A 25,458-nucleotide genomic window follows, 5' to 3' on the forward strand; every position below is an offset into this window, starting at 1 on the left:
TTCATGCATTACGATCTCGGGTATATCGACTTGGAACAGAGGACCTTGCAGACCATCGACAACCCGTTCGGCACGAGGTTGTCACCCATGTCTTAAGTACAATCTGTTACCCATGTCTCCGGGTTGGACAAAAGAGAAATTGGCTGGGGCGCCAGGATTCGAACCTGGGAATGTCGGTACCAAAAACCGATGCCTTACCACTTGGCGACGCCCCATCAGCCGGGAACGTGCCCAGCGCGCGGGCTTATAAGACGAGCCGGGGGAAAGCTCAACGGCGAAGATACAAAATGTCGTAAGCAGATGAGTTGTCCGGATTCCTAAGAAACAGCCGCAGCAGGGGTGGGCTCCATCCTCTGCAGTGCATATGCAAACGATTTGGCACGAGGCCGGACGTTGCTGAGAACCCGCTGCCGGTAGCGTTCTTCGTAATAGGAGGCTCCTGGGCAAGCGTAATCCATGCGATGGCGAAGGGCGTTGTAGATGAGAACGGCGATCTTGCGCGCCGTCGCGGCGACAGCCTTGGCCTTGCCAATGCGGAAGGCCGAGCGGCGATAGAAGGCGCCCAACGCCGTCTGAGTGCGCCCCACCGCCGTCGCCGCCAGCCGCAGCAGGGCCGCCACTCGACTGCAGGAGCAGCGCGCGCGTGACGACAGCACCTTGCCCCCGGAGATCTTGTTGTGCGGCGCTAGGCTCAGCCAGGAGGTGAAGTGCTTGGAGGTCGGCCAAGCGCACTCGCTGACCAGCTTGAACGCCAGGTACGGCCCGATCCCATGGATCTGTGTAAGATCGACGCCAAGGATCGCATGCAGGGCCTCGCGCACTGGAATCCCCGGCTCACAGGCCTGTGGCCGCTTATAGCGGGGAGGCGGTAGCGCCGGTGGCGGCGCCGGATGGGCGTCCTTCATGCGTTCCAAAACCACCGCGATCCGCTCATCGCACGCGGCCACCTTGACTTGGTATATCTCGTATAGCTCCAACGCTTGCGCCAGAGCGAAGACACGCTCCTCCCGATCGTTGCCGACGAGAGCCGCCCGAAGAGTCTCGGCTGAAGCCTTGCAATGTGGGTCACGGTAAGTGGCCAACTTGTCTGGATCGCGCTCGCCCCACAAGGGGCCGCATAATGCGCAGCCCGGTGGCGACGTGATATAGCTCCGCAGCGTCGCGATCTCTCGGTGGGCCGAAAGCTGCCCGCAGCAATCCATTCATGCAGACGCTGTGGCCATTCGGCATCGGAGACATCGCTCTTGCGGCCCGGGACCTGTTTGGCCTCGCGGGCATTGACCAGAATTAGGTCAAACCCGTGGTGCTCAAGGATCTCGAAGAGAGGAATCCAGTAAACGCCGGTCGACTCCATCGCCACTGTCTTGACTCCGCACTGCTCAAGCCATGCGGCGAGGCGATGCAGATCGGCCGTGAAGGTTCCGAATGTCCGTACCGGCTGGGATCGCAGCGGGGCGAGAGCGCGGCCACATGTATGGTGGCTCCGATGTCGATGGCAGCTGCATTGGGATGGATCAGGGGTGAGATTCTTTTTCGGCGGGGCTGGGTCTTGCGCGTCATGGCATACTCTTCCTTAGCAAGGCTGGAGGGCTGGGCTGCGCGAAAACATCAATTTCCTAATCGGGATCGCCACATGTGGCGTCACCACTTTCAAGTCCGCAGGAGCCCACGGGCCACGTTAGGTAACGGGGTCGGGCCCCCCAAAGACCGGACGGCCGCTCCCTCCACGGCCATCACAGGGCTCCGCTGTTTCTTCCGCCAGAGGCGGACTGCCGTCCTTGCCCGTTAGGTAGTACGTGAGCTGTCCGGTTTTCTTGCTATTCCTTGGAGGCTGGGGATGAAACGGACAGCATGGCTACAGGACCAGAGAATGTTCGCAACAGTTTTGAGTCGCTGGAATGGCGGCGATCTTTCGATGATCGAGGCAGTGAGTTGCTGGGCGTCTCGGAGCGGCAGGATGGACAATTAGAACCGCCTACAGCCGGGAACCAACAGATAGCCATCGGCGATGGTCCTGGTTCCAGCCCTCGTGCCCTTGTATGGCTTACCAGAAGCGCAAAAGCAGGTCTTTTCGACGCCGGTTTCTCTTAATCGATTGTAGAGGCCGGCGGGCATTGCCGACGGCTTGCCTTTCGCACTGCAGCATCATATCGCTCGATTTGTCAGTATTTCCAATCTCCTGCAACCGGGGAGCAAGCATGACCAAATGGGTCTACACCTTTGGCGATGGAGCGGCGGAAGGCCGTGCCGGCGACCGCAATCTGCTCGGCGGCAAGGGCGCCAATCTTGCCGAAATGTGCAGCCTGGGCCTGCCGGTGCCGCCGGGCTTCACCATTACTACCGAGGTCTGCAACGCCTACTACGCCAACGGCCACGCCTATCCGGCCTCGCTGGAAGCGGACGTTGTGATCGCCCTCGACCATATCGGCCGGCTGACCGGGCGCCGTTTCGGCGATCCGTCGAAACTGCTTTTGGTGTCGGTTCGCTCCGGTGCCCGCGCCTCCATGCCCGGCATGATGGACACCGTGCTCAATCTCGGCCTCAACGATGAGACGGTCGAGGCACTTGCCGCCGATTCAGGCGATCCGCGCTTTGCCTATGACAGCTATCGGCGTTTCATCCAGATGTATTCCGATGTCGTCATGGGCCTCGATCATGAGGTGTTTGAGGAAATCCTCGAAGACCAGAAGGGCGGCCTTGGCCATGATCTCGACACCGAGCTGACAGCCATCGAATGGCAAGGCGTGATCGCGCTCTACAAGGCCAAGGTCGAGGAGGAGCTCGGCAAGCCGTTTCCGCAGGATCCGAACGAGCAGCTCTGGGGCGCCATCGGCGCGGTGTTTTCCAGCTGGATGAACAACCGCGCCATCACCTACCGGCGCCTGCACGACATTCCCGAAAGCTGGGGCACGGCGGTCAACGTCCAGGCGATGGTCTTCGGCAATATGGGCGACACCTCGGCCACCGGCGTCGCCTTCACCCGCAACCCGTCGACCGGCGAAAAGCAGCTTTATGGCGAGTTCCTGGTCAACGCCCAGGGCGAGGATGTCGTTGCCGGCATCCGTACGCCGCAGAACATCACCGAGGCGGCGCGCATTGCCGCCGGCTCCGACAAGCCGTCGCTGCAGAAGCTGATGCCTGACGCCTTCCAGGCTTTCGTCAGCATCTCCGACCGCCTGGAAAAGCATTACCGCGACATGCAGGATCTCGAATTCACCATTGAGCGCGGCAAATTATGGATGCTGCAGACCAGGTCAGGCAAGCGCACCGCCAAGGCGGCGCTGAAGATTGCCGTCGACATGGCCAGGGACGGATTGATTTCGAAGGAGGAGGCCGTCGCTCGCATCGATCCGGCCTCGCTCGACCAGTTGCTGCATCCGACGATCGATCCAAAAGCGGCGCGCGACATCATCGGCGTCGGCCTGCCGGCCGCGCCGGGTGCCGCCACCGGCGAGGTCGTGTTTTCCTCGAACGACGCCGAGGAGGCTAAGGCGCAAGGCCGCAAGGCGATCCTGGTGCGCATCGAGACCAGCCCCGAAGACATCCACGGCATGCATGCGGCGGAAGGCATCCTGACGACGCGCGGCGGCATGACCAGCCACGCCGCTGTTGTGGCGCGCGGCATGGGCAAGCCTTGCGTTTCGGGCGCCGGCTCGCTGCGCGTCGACTACAAGGCCGGCACGCTGATGGCGATGGGATCGACGTTCCGCAAGGGCGATATCATCACCATCGACGGCGGCAACGGCCAGGTGCTGAAAGGCGCGGTACCGATGCTGCAGCCCGAACTCTCGGGCGATTTCGCCGCCATCATGGAATGGGCCGACGGCGCGCGCCGCATGAAGGTGCGCACCAATGCCGAGACGCCGCTGGATGCGCGCATGGCGCGGTCCTTCGGCGCCGAAGGCATCGGTCTTTGCCGCACCGAACACATGTTCTTCGACGGCGATCGCATCATTGCCATGCGCGAGATGATCCTGGCCGATACGGAAAAGGACCGTCGAACGGCGCTGGCCAAGCTGTTGCCGATGCAGCGCTCGGATTTCCTCGAACTGTTCGAGATCATGGCCGGGCTGCCGGTCACGATCCGCCTGCTCGATCCGCCGCTGCACGAATTCCTGCCCAAGACCGAGGAGGAGGTGGCCGAGGTCGCCGCCGCCATGAATGTGTCGCCGGACAAGCTCCGGCGGCGCACCGAGGCGCTGCACGAGTTCAATCCGATGCTCGGCCATCGCGGTTGCCGGCTTGCCGTCTCATATCCCGAAATCGCCGAGATGCAGGCACGAGCCATTTTCGAGGCGGCCGTGGAGGCCGGCAGGAAGGCCGGCGCGCTGGTGGTCCCCGAAATCATGGTGCCGCTGGTCGGGCTGGTGAAGGAGCTCGACTTCGTCAAGGCGCGCATCGACGCCGTCGCCAAAAGCGTGATGGAGGAGACCGGTGTCAGGATCGGTTATCTTACCGGCACGATGATCGAACTGCCGCGCGCCGCGATCCGCGCTCATGTCATTGCCGAGGCGGCCGAATTCTTCTCTTTCGGCACCAACGATCTGACCCAGACCACCTTCGGCATCTCGCGCGACGATGCCGCCTCGTTCCTCGAGACCTACCGGCAAAAAGGCATCATCGAGCAGGATCCGTTCGTGTCGCTCGACATAGAGGGTGTCGGCGAGCTGGTGCGGATGGCGGCCGAAAAGGGCAGGGCGACGCGGCCCGACATCAAGCTCGGTATTTGCGGCGAGCATGGCGGCGACCCGACCTCGATCCATTTCTGCGAAAAGGTCGGCCTCGACTACGTCTCGTGCTCGCCTTACCGGGTGCCGATCGCCAGGTTGGCTGCCGCGCAGGCGGCGGTGCAGGCTGCAAAGAACGGCCGCGGATAGGAGTTGGAGTCCACCGGCACTTGACCTTACCGATTTGTAACCGAATTCACGCGAACGTGCGTCTGTCGGCTCCAAATCCCGACATCGTTTCTGCCCAGTTTCCGGCCCCCGAACCCGCCCCGGTGCCAGAAACAGATGTTGCAGAACCCGCCCACGCACGTCCGCTCGATTCTCATCCTCCAGACGAAATTCATCGGCGATCTTGTCCTCGCTTCCGCGCTCGCCAGAAACCTGCGCCTCCAATATCCAAAGGCCAGGATCGTGTTCCTTTGCGAGGCGAACTTTGCCAGTTTCCTGTTGGCTCATGGCATCGCCTCGGACGTGGTGGCGTTCCGACGCGTACGGATGCGTGGCACCCCTGTGCAGCGTGGTCGCGAGCTTTACGCGATGGTGCGCGCTCTGCGCCGGTTCCGGTTTGACCTGACCATCGACCTGGCCGATTCCAAAACCTCACGCATCATTGTCAGGCTCGTCAACGCCAAGACCCGCGTCGGATATGATCCTCCCGAAAAACCGTTGCGCTGGCTGGAACGCCAGCCCGCCAACGTCCTGGCCAAGCCGTTTGGCTTTGGTGGCCAGCATTATCTCTACCGCTATCTTTCGCCGCTTGAGGCGCTTGGCGTGGAGTTGCGTGCGCCGGTCCCAACGATTGAGCCGCTGCCGCTGGAGACCGCCAGGGCATTGGCGCTTCTCGACCGGCATCATCTCCGGCGTAACGCCTTCATAGCCGTTCATGCAGGAGCGAGCTTCCGGGGGCGGCAATGGCAGCCGGAACGTTTTGCGCTGGCGATCGACGAGATCTCGCGGCAGACCGGGTTGGACTTCCTGCTTGTCGGCGGCCCCGATGAACGGGCATCGGCCGAGCGCATCGTCGCCAAGGCCGCTTCGCCGGTCGTCGACGTGGTCGGGGCGCTGTCACTGGCAACGCTGCTGGCGGTCCTCGGCCAGGCACGCCTGTTTCTGGGAAACGAGAGTGGCCCGATGCAGATGGCGGCGGCCGCGGGAACGCCGGTTGTCGGCCTGTTCGGCCTGACCGACCCGGCCGTCTGGGGGCCTGTCGGCGTGGCCAGTGTTACGCCGCGGCCCTCCATGCCTTGCGAGTGCATAGCCAGGGACCTGTGCCGCCGACCCGATCCGAGCAAGGCTTGCTGCGTCTGGCGACTTGAGGTCAAAGCGGTGGTCGACGCGGTGCTCGCGATCCTTTCACGTAAGGTTAAGGACGTGGAGCACGCGTTGTGACCTCGCGCTTGCCAAAGGTCAGGCCGGCGGTCAAATTGCCGCTGCCGACGCTTTTGCAGGGGCACCGTCCCGATTTCCGCCTTGATGCCGGTCTTGGGGTCGCCGCTTCAACTTTGATCCGGCCGACCTGGAAATAAATCGATGCGCCTGTTCCAAAAGTATTTTTGCGCCGTTGCGATATCGCTGTGGGCTGTCTCTCCTGGCAACGCCCAGTTGCTCGTCGCACCGACGCTGCACATCAAGGCCGAGGCGGGCGGCGGCCGCGTCGCGCTGACGCTCGATGCGTGCGGCGGAAGGACCGACACACGGATTCTCTCGGCGCTGGTGGAAAACAAGATTCCTGCCACCATTTTCGTCACCGGCATCTGGCTGAAGCACAACGCCGCCGCCGTCGAGATCATGCGGGCGCATCCCGAACTGTTTGAATTGGAAAACCATGGCGGCCGCCACGTCCCGGCCGTCGACACGCCGCAAAAGATCTACGGCATTCGCAGTGCCGGCAGCCCGGAGGCCGTGCTGGCCGAAGTCGAATCGGGTGCTGCCGCTCTTGCCGTGACCGGCGAACCGGCGCCGAAATGGTTTCGCGGCGCAACCGCCGAATACAGCCCATCGGCAATCGCGATGATCCGCAAGCTTGGTTTCAAGATCGCCGGATTCTCGATCAACGGCGATGGCGGCTCATTGCTCGGCGCAAAAGAGACCGCCCGGCGCATTGCCGCGGCGAAGGACGGCGACGTCATCATCGCTCACATCAACCAGCCGACCCATGCGGCTGGCGAAGGCGTGGTGCAGGGACTTCTGGCGCTGAAGGCCAAGGGCCTCACCTTCGTGCGTCTCGACGACGCCGACGGCATCGGCGATGAAGGCACCACCGACTGATCAGTCGGGCGTGGCCTCGATGGTCACCTTGTTCGGATAGAACGCGCCGTGATCGCGAATGTCTGCCATCTCGTCGAACGGCCGCTCATAGGCCCACATCGCATCCTTGCCTGCATCGCCGGCGGGCAGCACGCTCCAATAGCTGGCATCGCCCTTATAGGGGCAATGGGTCGAGTGTTCGGTCTTGCCAAGCTGTTTGAAGTCGATGTCGCCGAACGGAATGTAGAAAACGGGCGGATAGGGAGGTTCGGTCAGCACCTTGACCTTGCTGGACGAGGCGATAACGACATCGCCGGCGCGCACCGTCACGGTGCCCTTGTAAGGCTCGACGGTGATCACCTTGTCCGGATTGCGCTGAAAGCCGGGTGACGGATTTGCGATCTGGTCCATATCGGATCTCCTTGCCTCTACCCCAAGATGTGTCTGGCAAGCGCGTTGCGCAAGACCTGCAAGCCACCGGCGGGCATCGCCCCCGGCTGGCAGTCTTGCGCTTTCCTCCGGTATCGCGCCTAAAATCAGGCGGCGGCCTGGAAAGCGTCCATCAGCCCGGCATAGGCGGCGGCAATCCCGGCCACCGGATTGGTGCTTTTCGAGGTGGTCTCGACCTTCAAAGCACCACCGTTGGTCGGCAAGGTGAGCAGCAGGAACTGGCGATTGCCGCCATCGCCGACCGATGCGGCGGCGACGTGCTGGGCTTCGCCCTCGTTCTCGACGCACATCTTGAACAAGAGCGTGCCGCCGACAGCTTCGAGGGCGCCGCCGACGACCTCGACGAATTCATCTTCGGAAACGGTTTTGGCGTCAGGCACCAGATCGGCCTGCGCGACATCGGCGGCCACCAGATCGGCCAGGCTTTCGGCAAGCGTATTTTCCAAGGCTTTGTCGTCGAGCTGCGCGTCCATGCGAACCTCTTTCATTCGCCAATCGCGCCCCGCCGTTAATCAACGTTAACGCCGAGCATGGCCGGATTGTGGCGAATTCGGCCTCAATTGGCTCCATGCCCCGCTCCAGCCCGATCCTGGCTGGACAATCGGCCGGTTCGTCCCACAATGGCGCAAAAAATAACGGGAGGAACAAAATGCTCGGGCTGATGCAGGAATGGCCGCTGCTTTGTCACAAGCTGATCGACAATGCCGAGAGGCAGCACGGTAGCCGCGAGATCGTGTCGCGTTCGATCGAGGGGCCGATCGTGCGCAGCACATATGCCGAAATCCATGATCGTGCCCTGAAGGTCGCCGAGCGGCTCGAGCGTGACGGTTTCGGGCTTGGCGACCGCATCGCGACCCTGGCCTGGAACACCGCGCGCCACATCGAGGCCTGGTACGGCATCATGGGTGTCGGCGCCATCTATCACACGCTCAACCCGCGGCTCTTTCCCGAGCAGATCACCTGGATCATGAACAATGCCGGGGACAAGGCGATCTTCGTCGACCTGACCTTCCTGCCGCTGCTCGAAAAGATCGCCGGCGCGGTCAAGTCGCTGAAGCAGGTTATCGTGCTGACCGACAACGCGCATATGCCGGAGACTGCGCTGCCCAATGTGGTTGCGTACGAAGAATGGCTTGCTGAAGCCGACGGCAACTTCGCTTGGAAGACTTTCGACGAAAACACCGCCGCCGGTATGTGCTACACCTCGGGCACCACGGGCGATCCGAAAGGCGTCCTCTACAGCCATCGTTCGAACGTGCTGCACGCCATGATCGAAGCGATGCCCGACGCCATGGGCCTGTCGTCGCGCGATACCGTATTGCCGGTCGTGCCGATGTTTCACGCCAACGCCTGGGGCCTTGCCCAGAGCGCGCCGATGATCGGCGCCAAGCTGGTCATGCCCGGCTGCAAGATGGATGGCGCTTCGATCTACGAGCTGCTCGACACCGAGAAGGTGACCTTCAGCGCCGCCGTGCCGACGGTGTGGATGATGCTGCTCCAGCACCTGGAAGAAACCGGCAAGAAACTGCCCTATCTGCAGAAGGTCGTCATCGGAGGCGCGTCCTGTCCACGCGCGATCACGACGAAGTTCCAGGACAATTACGACGTCCAGGTCGTCCACGCCTGGGGCATGACCGAGATGTCGCCGCTCGGCACGCTGTGCACCTTGAAGCCGGATTACGCCGGGCTGAAGGGCGAGGCTCGCCTCGCCGTCCAGCAGAAGCAGGGCTTTACGCCGTTCGGCATCGAAATGAAGATAACGGATGACGACGATAACGAGCTGCCATGGGACGGCAAGACCTTCGGCCGACTCAAAGTCCGCGGGCCGGCCGTCGCGCGCGCCTATTATGGCGGCATCGGATCCGAACAGTTTGATGAAGACGGCTGGTTCGATACCGGTGATATCGCGCATATCGACCCCGGCGGCTACATGCAGATCACCGATCGCGCCAAGGACGTGATCAAGTCGGGCGGCGAATGGATCTCGACCATCGAGCTCGAGAACCTCGCTGTCGGCCATCCCGACGTGGCGGAGGCCGCCGCCATCGGCATTCCGCATTCCAAATGGGGCGAGCGGCCTTTGCTCGTGATCGTACGCAAGCCGGGCAGGGAGCCGACCAAGACGGATATTCTCGCTTTCATGGACGGCAAGGTGGCGAAGTGGTGGATGCCGGACGACGTCGCTTTTGTCGGCGAAATCCCACACACCGCTGCCGGCAAGATCCAGAAGATTACCTTGCGCCAGCAGTTCCGGAATTATCACCTGCCGACGGATTGACCGGAGATGCGGCGTCTTTGCGCCTTCAAGCCGCCGCTGAAAGGCACTATGCCTGTGTTCGGGTTGGGGCAGCGCGGAAAACAATGACGGGAATTCCCGAGCGACAGACGTCGAGGGCTGCCAGCTGGTCGCGGCGCACCGGCGCGTTTTCGGCAGTCCTGCTGCTGACGGTACTCATCGGCCACCGATATGATCTCGTCGAGACGTCGGCATTCCTGTGGGTGCTCGCCATTGTCGCCTTGCTGGCCGCGTTTGCGCTTCTGTTCGCCGGGTTTGCCTTCGCGCGATTGTGGAATTTCGGTGATCGCGGCGGCTGTGACCTGACCGTCGGCGCCTTGCTGGCGGTTCTGGTGCTCATCCCTTACGGCGTCGCGGCCTATTGGGTGGCCACCTATCCGCCGCTACGCGACATCTCGACGGATCTGGACGACCCACCGGTGCTCGATATTTCCACCCGGACGAAGGATATGAACGAGCTTTTGCCGCCGACACCCGGCGAGCAGCGCCTGCAAATCGAAGCTTATCCGCTTGTTACCGGACGCAGCTACACCTTGCCTTTCGATCGCGTTCTGGAGGCGGTCAAAACGGTGCTCGATCGGCGCGGCTGGCAGCTCACGGCGCCGTTTCCAGACGCAGCAGGGCAAAGCGACGTGACGGTCGATGCGCTGGCCAAGGGCTTGCTGCTTGGTCTTCCCGCCGATGTTGCCATCCGCGTGACCGACGACGGCGATGCGGTCATCGTCGATATGCGCTCGGCCTCGCGTTACGGCCGCTACGACCTTGGCGACAATGCAGCGCGCATCACCGATTTCCTTTCCGAACTCGACCAGGAAGTCGCCGGCCAGGTGGGCGTGGCGCCGGCGGAATGATATCCGAAGTGTGCTAGGTTGCCCGCGAATAGATGCCGTCGATAGCCGGCTCGCCGTCGGTGTGGACCAGGCCGCGCGCCACCAGATCTTCCAGATGGGCAAGCACCGACAGGCCGGCCGCGCCATGGAGGCGCGGGTCGGTGTCTCGATAGATCGCCTCCACCATGTCCTTGATTGCCCGGTTGCCGCTGTTGATCCGCTCCAGAATTGCGCGTTCGCGCATTTTGCGATGCGTTTTCAATCCGCGCATGAAGCTGCGCGGCTCGGTCACCGGCCCACCATGACCGGGCAGCAGCAGCCGGTCGTCACGTTCGATCAGCCGATCGAGCGATGTCATGTACTCGGCCATCGCGCCATCCGGCGGTGCGACGATCGTGGTTGCCCACGCCATGACGTGATCGGCCGAGAAAAGGATGCCGGTTCCCTCCAGCGCGAAGGCCGCGTGATTGGCGGTATGGCCGGGCGTCAGCACCGTCCGGATCGCCCAGCCGTCACCGTCGATCATCATATCATCCGGCAGCGCGATGTCAGGAACGAAGTCGGTGTCGGCGCTGGCATCGAGCGGATTGACCTCGCCGGTGCGCAACGGCCGCGCCGGGCGATGCCGGCCCTGCGCCAGAACCGCCGCACCGGTGTGCTGCTTCAGCCGCGCCGCCAGCGGCGAATGGTCGCGATGCGTGTGGCTGACGAAGATATGGCTGACCGGCCTGGTCCCGATCGCTTCGAGCAGCGTTTGAAGATGTGCCTCGTCATCAGGACCCGGATCGATCACCGCCAGCGTCTCGCGCCCGACGATATAGCTGTTGGTTCCGTGAAAGGTGAACGGGCTTGGGTTCGGGGCCGTGACGCGTTGAATACCAGGCGCAACGATCACGCCCTTGCCATAGGACGGTTCGAAGCGTGTGTCGAATTTCAGCGCCATGCGAACGTCGCGACCTTTTTTGGGGTGAGGGCAAAACCGATTGCCGCATAGCACGGAAGCCAATATAGGAAAACGCAAGGCCGCGTTCGGCGGCAATCCGGAACGGGGAAGACCATGGCAATTGCAACGACGATGCGTCCGCTTATTTCTCTCGCTCTGCCTGAAAAGGGCGCGGCCCGGCTGGCAGGACAGCTTTTGTTGGCGACCGCCGGAACGCTGCTGCTGATCTTGTCTGCCAAGACCAAGGTCATGCTCGGACCGGTCGATATCTCGATGCAGACGCTCGCCGTCTTGCTGATCGCTGCCGCCTTCGGCATGCGCCTCGGCGTCGCCACGCTGCTTCTCTACATGGCCGAGGGTGCGTTGGGCCTTCCAGTCTTCCAGAGCACGCCCGAAAAGGGCATCGGTATCGCTTACATGCTCGGTTCGACCGGCGGTTATCTAGCCGGCTTCGTCGTCATGGCGGCGATCGTCGGCTGGGCTGCCGACCGTGGCTGGGATCGCCATCCTATCAAGCTCTTCAATGCCATGCTGGTGGCCGAGATCGTCATGATGGCAATGGGCTTTGCCTGGCTGGCGCTGTTGATCGGCCCGGAAAAATCCTGGCAGTTCGGGGTGTTGCCCTTTATCGTCGGTGATCTGATCAAGGTTGCGCTGGCCGCGAGCCTGGTGCCGGCTGTCTGGTCGCTGTTGAAGCGTTCGTGAAGCCGGTCGAGCGGTGATAACCTGTTCTGCGCGACATTGATTTTTCGCCGTAGTTGGTGTGGCCGTGCAGGATCTTTCTCGCTGGCGGCAGGCTTCTAGCGCGACGCCATCCGTCACATTAGCTTCAAGTCGACGGACTAAGTACCAGAACCAACGGGCGATTCGTCACGACCAGCGTAACCAAGTACCTACGCATGGAAATAAATTGCTCGACATAGCATCTCAGCAAGCTGAAAAAGAAAGCGGCTCGATGCTTATTTAGGCAGAGCTAAATTTCTGGGCAATGTGTAGGAAATTCTTAACGCAACCGCCTTGACTCTAGTGGCTTGGTTGCTTGCTGGTATCCACACACTGTCGTAACCCGTTGACCTGAGATCATGCGCCGAAGGAAGAAGGAAGACACGTGAGTAGCGCGGAAAAAACAACGACCAACGCGACCCTGTCGCCAGAGCCGGCCGCTGCGCCGGCAACCCGCTGGTACGCGGCCAGCGTCTTTCCCGGGAAGGAGCATGTCGCAGAGCGGCATCTCCGGATCCAGGGATTCGAGCCCTTTGTGCCTCGCTGCGAGAAAACCGTGCGTCATGCCCGGCGTCTCGAAACCCGGTCGGCGGCCTATTTCCCGGGTTACATGTTCATCGCCCTTGACCTCGGACTGCAACGTTGGCGCTCGGTCAATGGAACATTCGGTGTGCGCTCCCTCGTCACACAAGGCGACCGGCCTTTGCCGGTCCCCTCGGGTCTGGTAGAGCGTTTCATTGCATCGACCGGTGAGGACGGGCTGCTTGATTTCAGTGGAGGCCTCGCAGCCGGTGCCTCGGTCCGAATCCTTTCGGGCCCTCTCGCGGAAACGATCGGTCGCCTTGATCGGCTCGATCCAGCTGGGCGAGCCCGAGTTCTGGTGGCCATCATGAATGGCGAAATCCCTGTCGACTTGGATGCCAGGGACCTCGTAGCAATCGCGTAGCCGGGAACATCAAGGCGGCGTCGTGATGTAAATTGTTGTAGGATGCGCTCGCGGGTTTCACCCGGGAGTGCGGTAGCCGTCGTTCGGTGGAGAATAGGCGCTGTCTGGTGAGATCATCTCATCGGCGCTGATTGAGAGTACGCGGTATGCGAATAACAATGATTGGTGCCGGCTATGTTGGGCTTGTCTCGGGCGCCTGTTTTGCCGACTTTGGCCATCAGGTCTGCTGCGTCGATCGTGATGCAGAGAAGCTTGCCATGCTCAAGCTCGGCAAGATACCGATCTACGAGCCGGGGCTCGACGACCTCGTCACCACCAACACCGCGCAAGGCCGCTTGCGTTTCGACGACAATCTGGCGGATGCGGTTTCTCAATCGGATGTCGTCTTCATCGCCGTGGGCACGCCGTCGCGGCGTGGCGATGGGCACGCCGATCTGTCCTTCGTCTACGATGCGGCCGCTGAAGTTGGCCGCGCGCTCACAGGGTTCACGGTCGTGGTGACGAAATCGACCGTCCCCGTCGGTACCGGCGATGAGGTGGAACGGATCATTCGCGAGCAAAATCCGGCCGCCGATTTTGCGGTGGTCTCCAATCCGGAATTTCTTCGCGAAGGATCGGCGATCGAGGACTTCAAGCGGCCCGACCGCATAATTGTAGGGACCGATGCCGAAAGGGCCAAAACGGTCATGGGCGAGGTCTACCGGCCGCTCTCGCTGAATGCCGCACCGATATTCTATACGAGCCGACGTACGGCGGAACTTACGAAATATGCCGGCAATGCCTTCCTGGCGATGAAGATCACCTTCATCAACGAAATTGCCGATCTTTGCGAGCGGCTGGGAGCCGATGTGCAGGATGTCGCTCGCGGCATCGGCATGGATAATCGCATCGGCGCAAAGTTTCTTCACGCCGGGCCGGGCTACGGCGGTTCCTGTTTCCCGAAAGATACGCTGGCGCTGGTCAAGACAGCGCAGGACGCGGCAAGCCCCGTGCGGCTTATAGAAACGACAGTCTCGATAAACGACCAGCGCAAACGGGCGATGGCGCGCAAGGTGATTGAGGCCTGCGACGGCTCTGTGCGCGGCAAGACCATCGGTATCCTGGGTCTTACCTTCAAGCCAAACACCGACGACATGCGCGATGCCCCCTCATTGGCCATTATTCAGGCACTCCAGGACGCAGGCGCTTCGATCAGGGCCTATGATCCGGTCGGCATGGAGCAGGCGCGGAAGATGATCGAGGGCATTGAGTTCGGAGAGAGCGCCTACGCAGTAGCCGATGGATCGCACGCGATCGTCATCGTCACCGAGTGGAACGCGTTTCGGTCGCTGGATCTGAAGCGGCTGCGTGCACTCATGGCAACGCCAGTAATGGTCGACCTCCGAAATGTTTATCGCGGCGAGGACGTCTTGAAGGAAGGCATAGCCTATTCCAGCGTTGGCCGAGAGCGGCAACTTGTCAGGTGAACGTCCAGATTCCATAGGGCCCGAGTTGCGGGATTCAATTTGAGCACCACCACTGTCCAATTGCCCAATCGAAGGCATCTGCTGCTCCGGATGCGCTTTCAGCTGCTTGGCGGACTGACATTCGCTATCCTGCTGCCTGCGCTGATCCGCATGTCGTTTGATCAACAGGTTATCCTGTACTCAAACTTGCAGGTTACGATCGTCGCGGCATTCATCGCTCATACGACAGGCTACTTTCTCTACAAGCGCATCGGCAATTTCCCGGGTGTCGCGGCGGCTGGCTACATCTTGCCAACTTTCGCCCTAACCTATGGCCTTGTGTTCGTCACTATCTTCTTCTTCAGATTTGACTACAGCCGATTCCAGGCCGCCGCGAGCTTCACCCAATCGACATTGTGGTACTTTGGCCTGAGCCTGGCCACGCGACGGCTCGACGCATATCGCTTGGCGATAATTCCTGGCGGAGACGTCGACAGGCTGGAGACAATACCGGGTGTGAGCTGGCATAGGATCCATTCTCCCGATACGGTTGTCGAATACGCGAGCGGCGTCGTCGCCGATCTTAGGGCCGATCTTTCAGATGAATGGGAGCGGTATATAGCGGATCGCGCACTGTCGGGAACACCAGTCTATCACGTCAAGCAAATCAGCGAATCGCTCACAGGCAGAGTGGAGATCGAGCACCTTTCTGAAAACACTTTGGGCTCTTTGAATCCAAATCAGGCTTACCTGAAAATGAAACAATCGGTAGACTGGGCTTCCGCGTTGTTTGTGCTTGTTGTTTTCTCGCCATTGCTGTTGTTTGTCGCGATTGCCGTAAAGATCGATTCGCCTGGACCCGCACTATTCAGACAGAAGCGAATGGGCTACGGAGGGCGTCCCTACGAGGTCTACAAGTTTCGAACGATGAAGCTCAGCGACGCCGCTGTCGACGAGAAGGAAGCGGCCATCACGAAGGCCGGCGACACGCGCATTACCCGTTTGGGGCAGTTCTTGAGAAAATCCCGGATCGACGAGTTGCCGCAGGCCTTTAACATCCTGCGCGGCGAAATGAGCTGGATAGGACCGCGGCCGGAAGCACTTGTACTGTCGAAATGGTACGAGGCGGAGCTGCCGTTCTATCGCTACCGGCACATCGTGCGGCCTGGCATTACCGGATGGGCACAGGTCAATCAAGGCCACGTTGCGGCCGTGGACGATGTTCTGGAAAAACTTCACTACGACTTCTACTACATCAAGAATTTCTCCCCTTGGCTCGACGTGCTGATTGTGTTTCGTACCGTCCGAACCATGCTGACAGGATTTGGGGCGCGTTGAGCGGCCGCGAAGACAACTCGCCGATATGCTGATCAGTGTTGAGAATATCGCCTTGTCGACCCCGGAGAAGTACAATGACTAGGAAAACCGCACTTATTACCGGCATCACGGGCCAGGATGGCGCCTACCTCGCAGAGCTTCTGTTGGCAAAGGGCTACAATGTCCATGGCATCAAGCGGCGGTCGTCGTCATTCAATACGGGGCGTATCGACAGTCTCTACCAGGATCCGCATGAAAAGAACGTAAGGCTGTCGTTGCACTATGGCGACATGACGGATGCCACCAACCTCATTCGCATCATCCAGGAGGTGCAGCCCGACGAGATTTATAATCTCGCTGCACAATCCCATGTCCAGGTGAGCTTCGAAACCGCTGAATATACGGCGAATGCCGACGCGATCGGCACATTGCGTCTCCTCGAAGCCATCCGACTGCTTGGCTTGACAGCAAAGTCGCGTTTCTATCAGGCCTCTACCTCCGAACTGTACGGGAAGGTGCAGGAGATTCCGCAACGCGAGACGACGCCTTTCTATCCTCGGTCACCTTATGCGGCCGCAAAGATCTATGCGTACTGGATCACCGTGAATTACCGTGAAGCTTACGGCATCCACGCTTCCAACGGCATCCTGTTCAACCACGAGAGCCCGATGCGCGGCGAGACGTTCGTCACGCGCAAGATCACACGCGCGGCTGCCGCGATAAGCCTCGGCCTTCAGGACAAGCTCTTCCTCGGCAATCTGTCGGCTGAACGGGATTGGGGCCATGCCCGCGACTACGTCGAAGGCATGTGGCGAATTCTTCAGCATGAAATGCCCGACGACTACGTTCTTGCAACTGGGGTGAAGAATTCGGTTCGCCGCTTTGTTGAGCTCGCGTTTAACGAAGTCGGGACGGAGATTCGATGGGTTGGTTCCGGCATCGACGAAAAAGGCGTTGATGCAAAATCAGGCGCCGTTCTGGTCGAGGTGGATCCGCGCTATTTCAGACCGACCGAAGTTGAACTTCTAATCGGCGACGCCTCGAAAGCGGAGCGCGTTCTCGGGTGGAAGGCGACCACGTCGCTCGCCACTATGGTCCAGGAAATGGTCCAGGCCGACCTCGAAACGGTAAGACGGGAATCGGAGCACCGGCGCCTGGACGAGGATCGCATTCGTGTTGCGGCACAGTGAGCAGCATTAGGCCAGGGCCGGCATGAAAATCTCTGTCTTGACCGTTTGTTGGAATTCTGCGGCGACGATCAGGTATACGATCGACAGCTTTCTGGCCCAGGGTCATGACGACAAGGAACTGGTGGTAATCGACGGTAATTCGTCGGACGACACGCTGGCAGTTGTCCGGTCTTACCCACAGGAGCAGATCCGGGTGATCAGCGAGCCAGATAGCGGAATGTATGACGCGCTGAACAAGGGCCTGCGCCTCTATACCGGAGACGCGTTGGGTGTGCTGAATTCAGACGATTGCTTTCACGATCGTACGGCACTGGGACGGATCTCCGCAGGGCTCCAACATGCTGACATCGTGCATGGCGACCTCGATTTTGTCGAAGACCATCTGAGCAAGCGGATCGTGCGTCGTTGGCGGGCCGCGGCACGCCCCCCAAAAGGTTTTCGCACCGGATGGATGCCGGCCCACCCAACGTTCTATGTCACGAGGAAGGTGGCGGACGTGGTCGGCGCATTCGATCTCAGCCTCAAAGTGGCATCGGATTATGACTGGATGTTGAGAGCTGTTGAGCTTCACGGATTCCAGACCGCAGTGACCGACCACGTGTTGGTGGACATGATGGTTGGCGGAGCCAGCACGCGAAGTCTGGCCTCGCACATCGGCCACAACTTGGAAGCGCTCCGGGCACGCCGTCGCTGGCTCGGATCGGGTCCGGTTGACTATGCACTTGTCGCCAAGCCTGCGCGCAAGCTGAAGCAGCTGGTAACGCCAAGGAAAGGAAATTGACGAATTGAAACTAGCGCCATCCGTGTATCTTGCGAGTATCTCGGTTAGATGATTGCGACTTATATTTCGGTTCTAATATTTACCCTGTGCAACGCCGTTCCTTTCGTCGTTGAGCGCAGCAAGCAGATATTCCAGCCAATTAAGCTATATGCATGTGTTCAGGTCCTAATTATGGTGCCTGCCATGATAATCGTTTCAAAATACCCGGAATACATTCAGCCAAGCGTATTTTCTGTGGTTGCGTCAGATTTTCAAGCAAGCTTAACTTGGACTATATTTTGCTACGCGCTGATGAATTTGACAATCTACACCGCTTACTATTCAACGGTGGGGAGCTTCAATTCGCTGGAAAGGCTTCGGCGTCCGAGGGTGCATCTTACCGAATTCGAGAGCATCGGTTCGATCATTTTCTTTCTTGCCGTCGGCACCTTAGCTTTCTATGCCAAGATCAAGGCTTCGGGCGGGCTCGAGTTCCTTATGAGCAACGTCTCCCGGCGCGTTGAGTTGCAATCTGGTTTGGGTCCCCTGAACTTCATAATCTCAAGTTCTTATTTGCTGGCTAACCTCGCTGCCACTCGGAGAGTTGCCACCAAAGGGGACGTGATCAGCGGTCTCTTCCTTTTTTTCGCGTTCATAACGGGAGCTGCAACATCAAGCGTTTTTGGAGGAAGAAAGGATACCCTCCAGCTGCTGCTAACGATAATAATGGTTGCGTCTCTATCTAATCCAAAATTTATGCGATTCAGCATGAAGAATATTATTGCCCTTTTCGTGTTATACGCTTCAGTTATCTTGTATTATTTTTCGGTACTTATTTATAGAGACGCGAATTCTCTGGATGGCCTGACAGAAAGCTTTCAAAACTTAGTATCGATGACGCTAGATTCCTATAGTTCTCTAATTATTTCACTAAGTTACATTGACACTTACTTATTTGCTACAAATTTTTTTAAATGGGATAATTTCTATCTTGGAAGAACTTTTATTGATCTTACAACTGCTTTTTTGCCGAGCTCTCTATATGAATATAAGCCACCTGTTGACGACGGCCTATACATAAGAGCAGCCACCTTGGGATATCTTTTAGAGCCGGGTACGCCGGCCACTGAGATTATTCATAATTCGTGGCCGGGGGAGACGCTCGGAACCGGATACATGAACGCCGGGCTGGCAGGCGTGCTGATCTCAGGCTGGTTCGTCGGCTATCTGCTGGCTAAGGGCTATGCCTATTCCATGAAGAACCCGGACTCGATAATCGGGATCGTGGTTGTGTGCAATTTGTTCCTCAATTTCGAGATGTCAAATCTTCGTATCGTGAACCTGATCTCTTCGGTCGTTGGGGTGATTCTTGTACTGCTCCTGTACAAAGGCGCCAAGCGAGTGTTGCCCTTTATCTAGCCGTGGCGGTCGCCACCGTGGCGCCCAGCCTCGCTGCCGTCGCCGAACGGAACGAGTCATTGAAAAAGACAATCATCAATCTAATGGGCCAGGCAGTTTGGGCTGCTTCCCAAGCCATTTGCATTCTCGTGCTTTCTCACCACAGCATGGCCTCGACTATTGGGGTATACACGCTGGGGCTTTCGATATTTGCACCGCTGTGCCTACTGTTCGGCCTGAATCTAAGAGTCGTTATGTCGTTCGAAAGCGTCGACAGTTCGGTTGTGAACGACGCACTAATATTGCGCGTCGCTGGTGTGCTTTTTTCCTATACGGTGACGGCCTTGGTTATTTCCTTTTTGACGGATCTGGCTTCATCTGAAAAGTGGGTTGCACTCGCGTTGATAGCGGGACGGGTTGGGGACCAGGTAAGCGACCTTATAATAGGAATATACCAACGCGAAAATAGCCAGGCGCGCATCGCTATCTCGTTTGCTGGCAGGGGTATCGCCGGTATGGTGCCCTTTCTTGGGGTTATTTATCTCGGAGGAAGTTTCCTCGAAGCCGCCATTCTCTCGTCGACATGTGTGATTGCAACTGCGGTTCTGTTGGACGTCTGCATGTCGATGCAATTCGGCCCTGCAGGGCATGTGCTTGAGCGAACAAGCTTTAAGAGAATACGCCGTCTTGTTCTGGATAACCTTTGGGTGGGGATGTTTCCGGCGTTGGACAGCCTGCATACGAACTGCTTCCGGTTCGGCATTTTTCTCACGAGCTCAGCACAGATAATGGGCTTTGTGGGTGCTGCCCAGACGTTGTTCGTCCCGTTCCAAATGCTGGCGACTGCTGTCGGCTTCATATTTCTACCTGAGGCAATAAGGGTTCATCGTAGCGGAAATAAAGCTGCCTACACTATAAACATATTCAAAGGTATTTCCGTCGGGCTGGCCATAGGCTTGGCCTTCTTCATGGTCTCTGTATTAATAGGTGATCGAGCGCTTACCCTGGTGTTTGGGAACGCCAGCGTTGAGATGCGAACGGGACTATATTTGACCGCCGTTGCAATGATCCTCATTCACGCATCCGGTTTTGTTGGATTATCGGTCGTCGCTCGCGGCGCAACAAGGGTTTATACCAGCGCTCCCATAGTAGGCATCATCGTATTCGTCCTGCTCCTTGCGCCGGAATTCTTCTTCGACTTTGGATCAGCTAGCATCGGTATGGCAGTGGCGATCAGTTTCGCAGGAAGTATTTTGGCAAGGCTGTTATACTCCCTCGTCTATGTTTTTCGACAGTGAGATGAAGAGAAAAGGCTGTGCGTGATATTCCGTATATTTTGATCATCCCCCGATCAATCGCTTACCTTTGGAGAAGAATACTTGATTCGGTTTGGACGATGACCTACAGAAGCGTGCTCCGTCAGTGCGGTAGAGGAACGACCATAGCACGCTTCGCGCGCATTGATCGGCCGGGGTTTGTCACTCTCGGCTCGCGGTGCACGATCTCACGCGGAGTGGGGGCCTCTAGCGAGGCGTTGGGCAGTCAGCTTGTCGTTGGTGACGGTGTAGTAATAAACGCCGGAGTGAAAATTGATTACACGGGGGGAATGTCAATCGAAGACGGCGTTTTCATTTCCGAAGGAGTGGTTTTGTACACTCACAATCACGGGCTTGATCCGAGATCAGATCCTATTGCGATGAACAAGCACATAGGAAGGGGGGCTTGGGTGGGGGCTCGTGTGATCGTACTAGCGGGTTGCCAGAAGGTAGGCGCCCACTCAGTTATTGGCGCGGGGGCTGTTGTTACAAGGGACGTTCCCGATCGTGCGATTGTGGCTGGCGTGCCTGCACGCATTGTTGGGACGGTACCAAAGTCGCGGTAGCCGGTGAGAAGACAAAACGTTTAATTCAGCCACTTAAGGAGCATAAATGCCGGGCTACGACAGGTCCACCGAAAGCCTACCGCTGGTTGAGCGATTGTATAGGAGACTATATAAAGCTCAATCGATGAATGGAACCACAGCGTTCTACAACTGGATCCGTTCGGAGTTAACTCCGAATTGTAAGGTATTAAACATAGGTGCAGGCCCGTCGACGCGGGACAATCGAAGGGTATTGAGAGGCGAGGTCAAGGAAATCGTGGGAGTTGATATTGATCCAACCGTCTTGCTTAACGAAGAGCTGGACAGAGCAGGGATAATAGTAAATGGCAAAATTCCCGAGGAAGATAACTACTTTGATCTGGTTTTTTCTGACTTTGTTTTAGAGCATGTGGAGAACCCCGCGATGTTTCTGAAAGAGGTGCACCGAGTGCTGAAACCCGGATCCTCTTTTTTCTTTCGCACTCCGAATTTGTTTCACTATGTGACATTGATCTCGGCAGTGACCCCTCACTGGGTCCACTTGCGTGTTGCCAACGCGGCGCGCGGATTGAATGTAGATGCGCATGAACCTTGGCCCACTTTTTACAGAATGAACCGGCGCAAATCTCTTGAAAACGCAACATTGGCTGCGGGCTTCTCCGAAACTGAACTCCGCATGATAGAGCCAGAGCCGTCTTACATGAGGCGGTCTCTTCCGCTCTTGTTGTTTGGCTCCGCATATGAGCGTATCGTCAATAGTACTACTGCGCTTGCATCGGTACGCGTGAACATACTGGGTAAGGTAAAAAAGTAATTCTGGTATGTGGAGCGGGAACTGTGAAGTGAGTCTACGCCCAGGTGATGAGGCATTGAGCTTGAGCATCCTTCAAATTGTGGCGTCCGTTGAATCTGAAGCCGCGGGCCCAAGTTATTCGGTCACACGGCTTGCGTCGACTTTGGCTGCAAGAGGGCTGCAATCGGGGCTGTTTAGCGTTGGAAACCCATCAATGGCGTTGCGGGCTGGCGTGGATTGCCGTGCGTTCAGACGCGATTTTGGTTCTGTTCCTGTGGTTTCCAAACTGTACGTATCGAAAGACCTCCGGACTGCTATCGATCGGTTCGCAGCGAGCGGCGGGATATTGCATACCCACGGTCTGTGGCTGATGCCGAACGTGTATCCCAGTTGGAGTGCCGGTCGGCACAGCCGGCCGTTACTTCTTTCCCCGAGGGGCATGTTTGGCTCTAGAGCTCTCGAATTTTCTTCTCGAAAGAAGATGATTTTCTGGCGCATCGCACAGCGCGCCGCGGTCGAAGTCGTGAGTTGCTTCCACGCGACTAGCGTCCAAGAGTACGCTGATATTCGAAAGCTCGGATTCAAGGCACCAGTTGCAGTGGTGCCTAATGGAATCGATGTGCCGGCTCTGGACCGGAGCGTCTGGGCGGATCAGTCAAGATCCGAGGACAGAATGGACACGGTCCTTTATCTTGGCAGAATTCATGCCAAGAAGGGAATTGACCGCCTTTTGGCTGCTTGGGCCCAAGTTGAGCATCAGAACCCCCATTGGCGGCTTAGAGTCGTCGGGCCAATGGAAGGCAGCTATCCAGCCGAACTGAAAGCGATGGCAGCAAAGCTGGGTTTGGAGCGAGTATCGTTTGAAGACGCTCTTTTCGGCGAGAAAAAAGCCATAGCTTACCGGTCGGCGAATCTCTTCGTGTTGCCGACGCTCGATGAGAATTTTGGGATGGTGGTCGCTGAAGCCTTGGCAAGCGGCGTGCCGGTTATTTCAACCAAGGGGGCTCCTTGGGCCGGATTGGATGTCGAGGGCTGTGGATGGTGGATCGATCACGGTGTAGAGCCTTTGGCAAGAGCACTTAATGATGCGATGTCGATGCCCAACGAGGTTCGCGAAGCAATGGGCGCACGGGGGCGGTCTTGGATGGAAAGGGACTATTCATGGGACGGTATTGGCGCTGAGATGGAGAATGTTTACCGGTGGTGCGATGGGCGAACTGACCGACCGAAGAGCGTGGTAGTGGACTAAGTTCGATGTCGGATACAAGGTCGTTCAAACTAGCAACGGTGCCGGCGCCGAGCGGAAGTGACAAGCTGAGACGCGCCCTTTGGCGAATCGTTGAGAAGACGGCTTATGGGTGGTCTCCAACGCCGTTTCATCGATGGCGATGTTTTTTACTGCGGAGCTTTGGTGCAAAAATTGAAGTTGGCGCTCATCCCTATCCGTCCGCGCGCATTTGGGCACCATGGAACCTGCGTATGGGAAGAACGAGTAGCCTAGGTCCAGAAGCGACATGTTACTCTGTGGCAGAAATTGCTATCGGCGATTACGTCACTATCAGTCAGGGAGCATATTTGTGTTCCGCGACCCATGACTATCGCGATCCCAACTTTCCGCTCGTCGTTGGCACTATCTCGATCGAGGATGGGGCATGGGTCGCGGCCGGCGCATTCGTCGGGCCGGGAGTTAGAATTGGGAAGGGTGCAGTTGTAGGCGCGCGTGCCGTTGTAGTTAAGGATTTGGAGCCTGGAGTTGTGGTGGCTGGAAATCCGGCTCGACAGGTGGGGTCCCGGTGAGCATGAAAGCCCCAACCGAAGCCGAACCCTCGACTGTCCCGAGGCGTGAAATAGAAAAGCCTCTTGACATCCATGCGCTTATTCTCACGAAGGATGAAGAGATTCACATTCGGCGGTGCATCGAGAGTCTTCTTGGTCGAGTGTCAAGTATAACGGTCGTTGATAGCGGATCCAGCGACAACACTCGCGAGATAGCGGCGTCTTTTGGAGCGATAGTAGTCGAGAATCGATGGGTGAATTACGCGACGCAAATGAACTTTGGCATTGATTTGTTGTCCAACAGAGGAGGATGGCTGCTTCGCATCGATGCTGACGAGGTCCTTGATGCAGAACAACTTAACGATCTGCGTGATACTGTCTCAAAAGCAGGCGCTGACTGTGATGGAATACTTATCAAGCGACGAATCTATTTTCTAGGACGTAGGATTCGGTTTGGAGGCATCGAGCCAAGTTGGCAGCTTCGCCTCTGGCGTAATGGACGCGGCAAATGCGAACAGCGCTGGATGGATGAACATATAGTTGTTGAGCGTCGCGTGCAAAAGTCCAGCTTAAGTCTGTCAGACCATAATTTGAAATCCTTGACTTGGTGGATGTCGAAACACAATTCCTATGCGTCGCGTGAGGCCGCAGATATTCTTAGTAAAAAGACTGAGGCATTCAAGCCAATGGTGGAGAACGGCAGAAAGCTAAGTGCGCCGGCCGCGATAAAGCGATTTATGAAGGAAAAGATATATCTTAAGATGCCACCAGCATGGAGGGCATGTGCTTACTTCCTATATAGATATGCATTCTTGCTTGGGTTTTTGGATGGAAGGTCTGGGTTATATTTTCACCTGTTGCAGGGCTTCCTCTACAGAACGTTGGTTGACGCCAAGGTAGACGAAATTCTTGAATTCGCCAAAAAGACAAATATCCCACTGGAAGATGCTATCAAGGACAGAACTGGAATCGATTTGCGTTCTGGTGTTTGAAGGCGAAAGCGCCTTATTATCAAGACGGAGTAGGACGACCATGCCCGATGTACGAAATATTGAATATGAATACGATAATGCAGAGAAAAACAACTCTCACACAATATTGTTGCCGGCGGTAAAACGCATCCTAGCTGAGGTTAACTCGAAGCGCATTTTTGATCTGGGCTGCGGCAATGGCAGCGTTGCGAGCGAACTGAGCGAAAAATACTCCGTTGTCGGCATCGATGCGTCTCCCTCGGCCGTCGCAATGGCCAATCGGGCGTACCCAAAGCTCAAGCTCGAGATTGGGTCAGCGTATGATGACCTGTCGGCTAAGTATGGTATGTTCGACACCGTTCTTAGCCTAGAAGTCGTGGAACACCTCTACGATCCAAGAGCCTTTGCCCGAAACATATTTAATCTGCTTGAACCCGGCGGTACAGCGATCATCTCAACCCCTTATCACGGGTATGTAAAAAACGTGGTGCTCTCGGTTACGGGGAAAATGGACAACCATTTTTGGGCCCTCTGGGACGGCGGCCATATTAAGTTTTGGTCCATAAAGACACTGGGGATGCTACTTGAAGAAGTCGGATTGGATATTATCCGTTTCGATCGAGTGGGTAGAGTTCCGCCACTAGCAAAGAGTATGATAGCGATCGCTCGCAAACCAAATATCTCTTAGTTAGTGTCCGTTCCAAAAAGAGTTGAGTGATTTCAGCAGGTTGTGATTCCGTCGGATTTGCAAGATTCGATGGAGATCACGATGGCCTGGACTGAAA

23 protein-coding genes and 1 tRNA gene are annotated in these 25,458 nt (G+C 57.9%); 18 read left to right on the forward strand and 6 right to left on the reverse strand.

All coding sequences use genetic code 11. From position 1 onward, the window contains the following. Window positions 1-140: 140 nt before the first annotated feature. The 3 genes from NKI72_RS30125 to NKI72_RS30135 all read right to left on the reverse strand — a co-directional run bounded on the left by NKI72_RS30125 (window position 141) and on the right by NKI72_RS30135 (window position 1,450). Window positions 141-215 (reverse strand) — tRNA-Gln (locus tag NKI72_RS30125). A 102-nt stretch (window positions 216-317) separates the two neighbouring features. Then, a complete protein-coding gene (locus NKI72_RS30130; protein ID WP_352851622.1) occupies window positions 318-977 on the reverse strand; it encodes a transposase in 660 nt (219 codons plus the stop codon). After that, window positions 902-1,450 (reverse strand): IS110 family transposase, encoded by a 549-nt coding sequence (locus tag NKI72_RS30135; protein WP_352851644.1) that lies wholly within the window; start codon window positions 1,448-1,450, stop codon window positions 902-904. Before NKI72_RS30135 ends, NKI72_RS30130 begins: the two co-directional genes overlap by 76 nt. Before the next feature lie 748 nt (window positions 1,451-2,198). On the opposite strand from NKI72_RS30135, the gene ppdK reads away from it, so the two are divergent. The 3 genes from ppdK (at window position 2,199) to NKI72_RS30150 (ending at window position 6,995) form a co-directional block, all read left to right on the forward strand. Further along, window positions 2,199-4,877 (forward strand): pyruvate, phosphate dikinase, encoded by a 2,679-nt coding sequence (gene ppdK / locus NKI72_RS30140; protein WP_352851624.1) that lies wholly within the window; start codon window positions 2,199-2,201, stop codon window positions 4,875-4,877. A 135-nt stretch (window positions 4,878-5,012) separates the two neighbouring features. Beyond that, window positions 5,013-6,116 carry a glycosyltransferase family 9 protein gene (locus NKI72_RS30145; protein ID WP_352851626.1) on the forward strand — a complete coding sequence of 368 codons (1,104 nt, stop codon included), beginning with the start codon at window positions 5,013-5,015 and terminating at the stop codon, window positions 6,114-6,116. Window positions 6,117-6,257: 141 nt separating this feature from the next. Further along, window positions 6,258-6,995, forward strand: a complete 738-nt coding sequence (locus tag NKI72_RS30150; RefSeq protein WP_352851627.1) for a polysaccharide deacetylase family protein — start codon at window positions 6,258-6,260, stop codon at window positions 6,993-6,995. On the opposite strand, the gene NKI72_RS30155 is transcribed toward NKI72_RS30150, so the two are convergent. Both NKI72_RS30155 and NKI72_RS30160 read right to left on the reverse strand, forming a co-directional pair. Continuing rightward, window positions 6,996-7,385, reverse strand: coding sequence for a DUF427 domain-containing protein (locus tag NKI72_RS30155; protein ID WP_352503740.1), 390 nt, complete (start codon window positions 7,383-7,385; stop codon window positions 6,996-6,998). A 125-nt stretch (window positions 7,386-7,510) separates the two neighbouring features. Beyond that, window positions 7,511-7,897 carry a hypothetical protein gene (locus NKI72_RS30160; protein WP_352503741.1) on the reverse strand — a complete coding sequence of 129 codons (387 nt, stop codon included), beginning with the start codon at window positions 7,895-7,897 and terminating at the stop codon, window positions 7,511-7,513. Between the two features lie 176 nt (window positions 7,898-8,073). Here NKI72_RS30160 and NKI72_RS30165 point away from each other — a divergent pair, with 176 nt between their 5' ends. Continuing rightward, entirely contained in the window at window positions 8,074-9,702 is a 1,629-nt protein-coding gene (locus NKI72_RS30165) for a fatty-acid--CoA ligase (protein WP_352851628.1), read from the forward strand. A gap of 83 nt (window positions 9,703-9,785) precedes the next feature. Further along, on the forward strand, window positions 9,786-10,571 hold the full coding sequence (locus NKI72_RS30170; RefSeq protein ID WP_352851629.1) for a DUF1499 domain-containing protein: 786 nt from the start codon (window positions 9,786-9,788) through the stop codon (window positions 10,569-10,571). A gap of 13 nt (window positions 10,572-10,584) precedes the next feature. On the opposite strand, the gene NKI72_RS30175 is transcribed toward NKI72_RS30170, so the two are convergent. Further along, window positions 10,585-11,493, reverse strand: a complete 909-nt coding sequence (locus NKI72_RS30175) for an MBL fold metallo-hydrolase (RefSeq protein WP_352851630.1) — start codon at window positions 11,491-11,493, stop codon at window positions 10,585-10,587. A gap of 114 nt (window positions 11,494-11,607) precedes the next feature. On the opposite strand from NKI72_RS30175, the gene NKI72_RS30180 reads away from it, so the two are divergent. From NKI72_RS30180 to NKI72_RS30240, 13 genes are all read left to right on the forward strand, one after another. Beyond that, on the forward strand, window positions 11,608-12,198 hold the full coding sequence (locus tag NKI72_RS30180; RefSeq protein ID WP_352851631.1) for a biotin transporter BioY: 591 nt from the start codon (window positions 11,608-11,610) through the stop codon (window positions 12,196-12,198). Between the two features lie 403 nt (window positions 12,199-12,601). Then, on the forward strand, window positions 12,602-13,162 hold the full coding sequence (gene nusG / locus NKI72_RS30185) for a transcription termination/antitermination protein NusG (RefSeq protein WP_352851632.1): 561 nt from the start codon (window positions 12,602-12,604) through the stop codon (window positions 13,160-13,162). Window positions 13,163-13,308: 146 nt separating this feature from the next. Next, on the forward strand, window positions 13,309-14,628 hold the full coding sequence (locus tag NKI72_RS30190) for a UDP-glucose dehydrogenase family protein (RefSeq protein WP_352851633.1): 1,320 nt from the start codon (window positions 13,309-13,311) through the stop codon (window positions 14,626-14,628). A 39-nt stretch (window positions 14,629-14,667) separates the two neighbouring features. Continuing rightward, window positions 14,668-15,945: a sugar transferase gene (locus NKI72_RS30195; protein WP_352851634.1), complete on the forward strand. Its 1,278-nt coding sequence runs from the start codon at window positions 14,668-14,670 to the stop codon at window positions 15,943-15,945. A 74-nt stretch (window positions 15,946-16,019) separates the two neighbouring features. Next, on the forward strand, window positions 16,020-17,114 hold the full coding sequence (gene gmd, locus NKI72_RS30200) for a GDP-mannose 4,6-dehydratase (RefSeq protein ID WP_352851645.1): 1,095 nt from the start codon (window positions 16,020-16,022) through the stop codon (window positions 17,112-17,114). A 22-nt stretch (window positions 17,115-17,136) separates the two neighbouring features. Further along, window positions 17,137-17,895, forward strand: coding sequence for a glycosyltransferase family 2 protein (locus NKI72_RS30205; protein WP_352851635.1), 759 nt, complete (start codon window positions 17,137-17,139; stop codon window positions 17,893-17,895). A gap of 48 nt (window positions 17,896-17,943) precedes the next feature. After that, window positions 17,944-19,293, forward strand: a complete 1,350-nt coding sequence (locus tag NKI72_RS30210; RefSeq protein WP_352851637.1) for a hypothetical protein — start codon at window positions 17,944-17,946, stop codon at window positions 19,291-19,293. Window positions 19,294-19,352: 59 nt separating this feature from the next. Continuing rightward, window positions 19,353-20,570 (forward strand): MATE family efflux transporter, encoded by a 1,218-nt coding sequence (locus NKI72_RS30215; RefSeq protein ID WP_352851638.1) that lies wholly within the window; start codon window positions 19,353-19,355, stop codon window positions 20,568-20,570. 630 nt (window positions 20,571-21,200) lie between these two features. Continuing rightward, entirely contained in the window at window positions 21,201-21,947 is a 747-nt protein-coding gene (locus NKI72_RS30220) for a class I SAM-dependent methyltransferase (RefSeq protein WP_352851640.1), read from the forward strand. 61 nt (window positions 21,948-22,008) lie between these two features. After that, window positions 22,009-23,175 carry a glycosyltransferase gene (locus NKI72_RS30225; protein WP_352851641.1) on the forward strand — a complete coding sequence of 389 codons (1,167 nt, stop codon included), beginning with the start codon at window positions 22,009-22,011 and terminating at the stop codon, window positions 23,173-23,175. A gap of 230 nt (window positions 23,176-23,405) precedes the next feature. After that, the gene (locus tag NKI72_RS30230) at window positions 23,406-23,723 is read left to right on the forward strand and encodes an LbetaH domain-containing protein (protein WP_352851642.1); all 318 of its coding nucleotides are present in this window, start codon (window positions 23,406-23,408) and stop codon (window positions 23,721-23,723) included. A 2-nt stretch (window positions 23,724-23,725) separates the two neighbouring features. Further along, entirely contained in the window at window positions 23,726-24,694 is a 969-nt protein-coding gene (locus tag NKI72_RS30235; RefSeq protein ID WP_352851646.1) for a glycosyltransferase family 2 protein, read from the forward strand. A 40-nt stretch (window positions 24,695-24,734) separates the two neighbouring features. Next, the gene (locus NKI72_RS30240; protein WP_352851643.1) at window positions 24,735-25,361 is read left to right on the forward strand and encodes a class I SAM-dependent methyltransferase; all 627 of its coding nucleotides are present in this window, start codon (window positions 24,735-24,737) and stop codon (window positions 25,359-25,361) included. Window positions 25,362-25,458: the final 97 nt, after the last annotated feature.

This window comes from Mesorhizobium sp. M0437 (assembly GCF_040321335.1).
Lineage (GTDB): Bacteria > Pseudomonadota > Alphaproteobacteria > Rhizobiales > Rhizobiaceae > Mesorhizobium.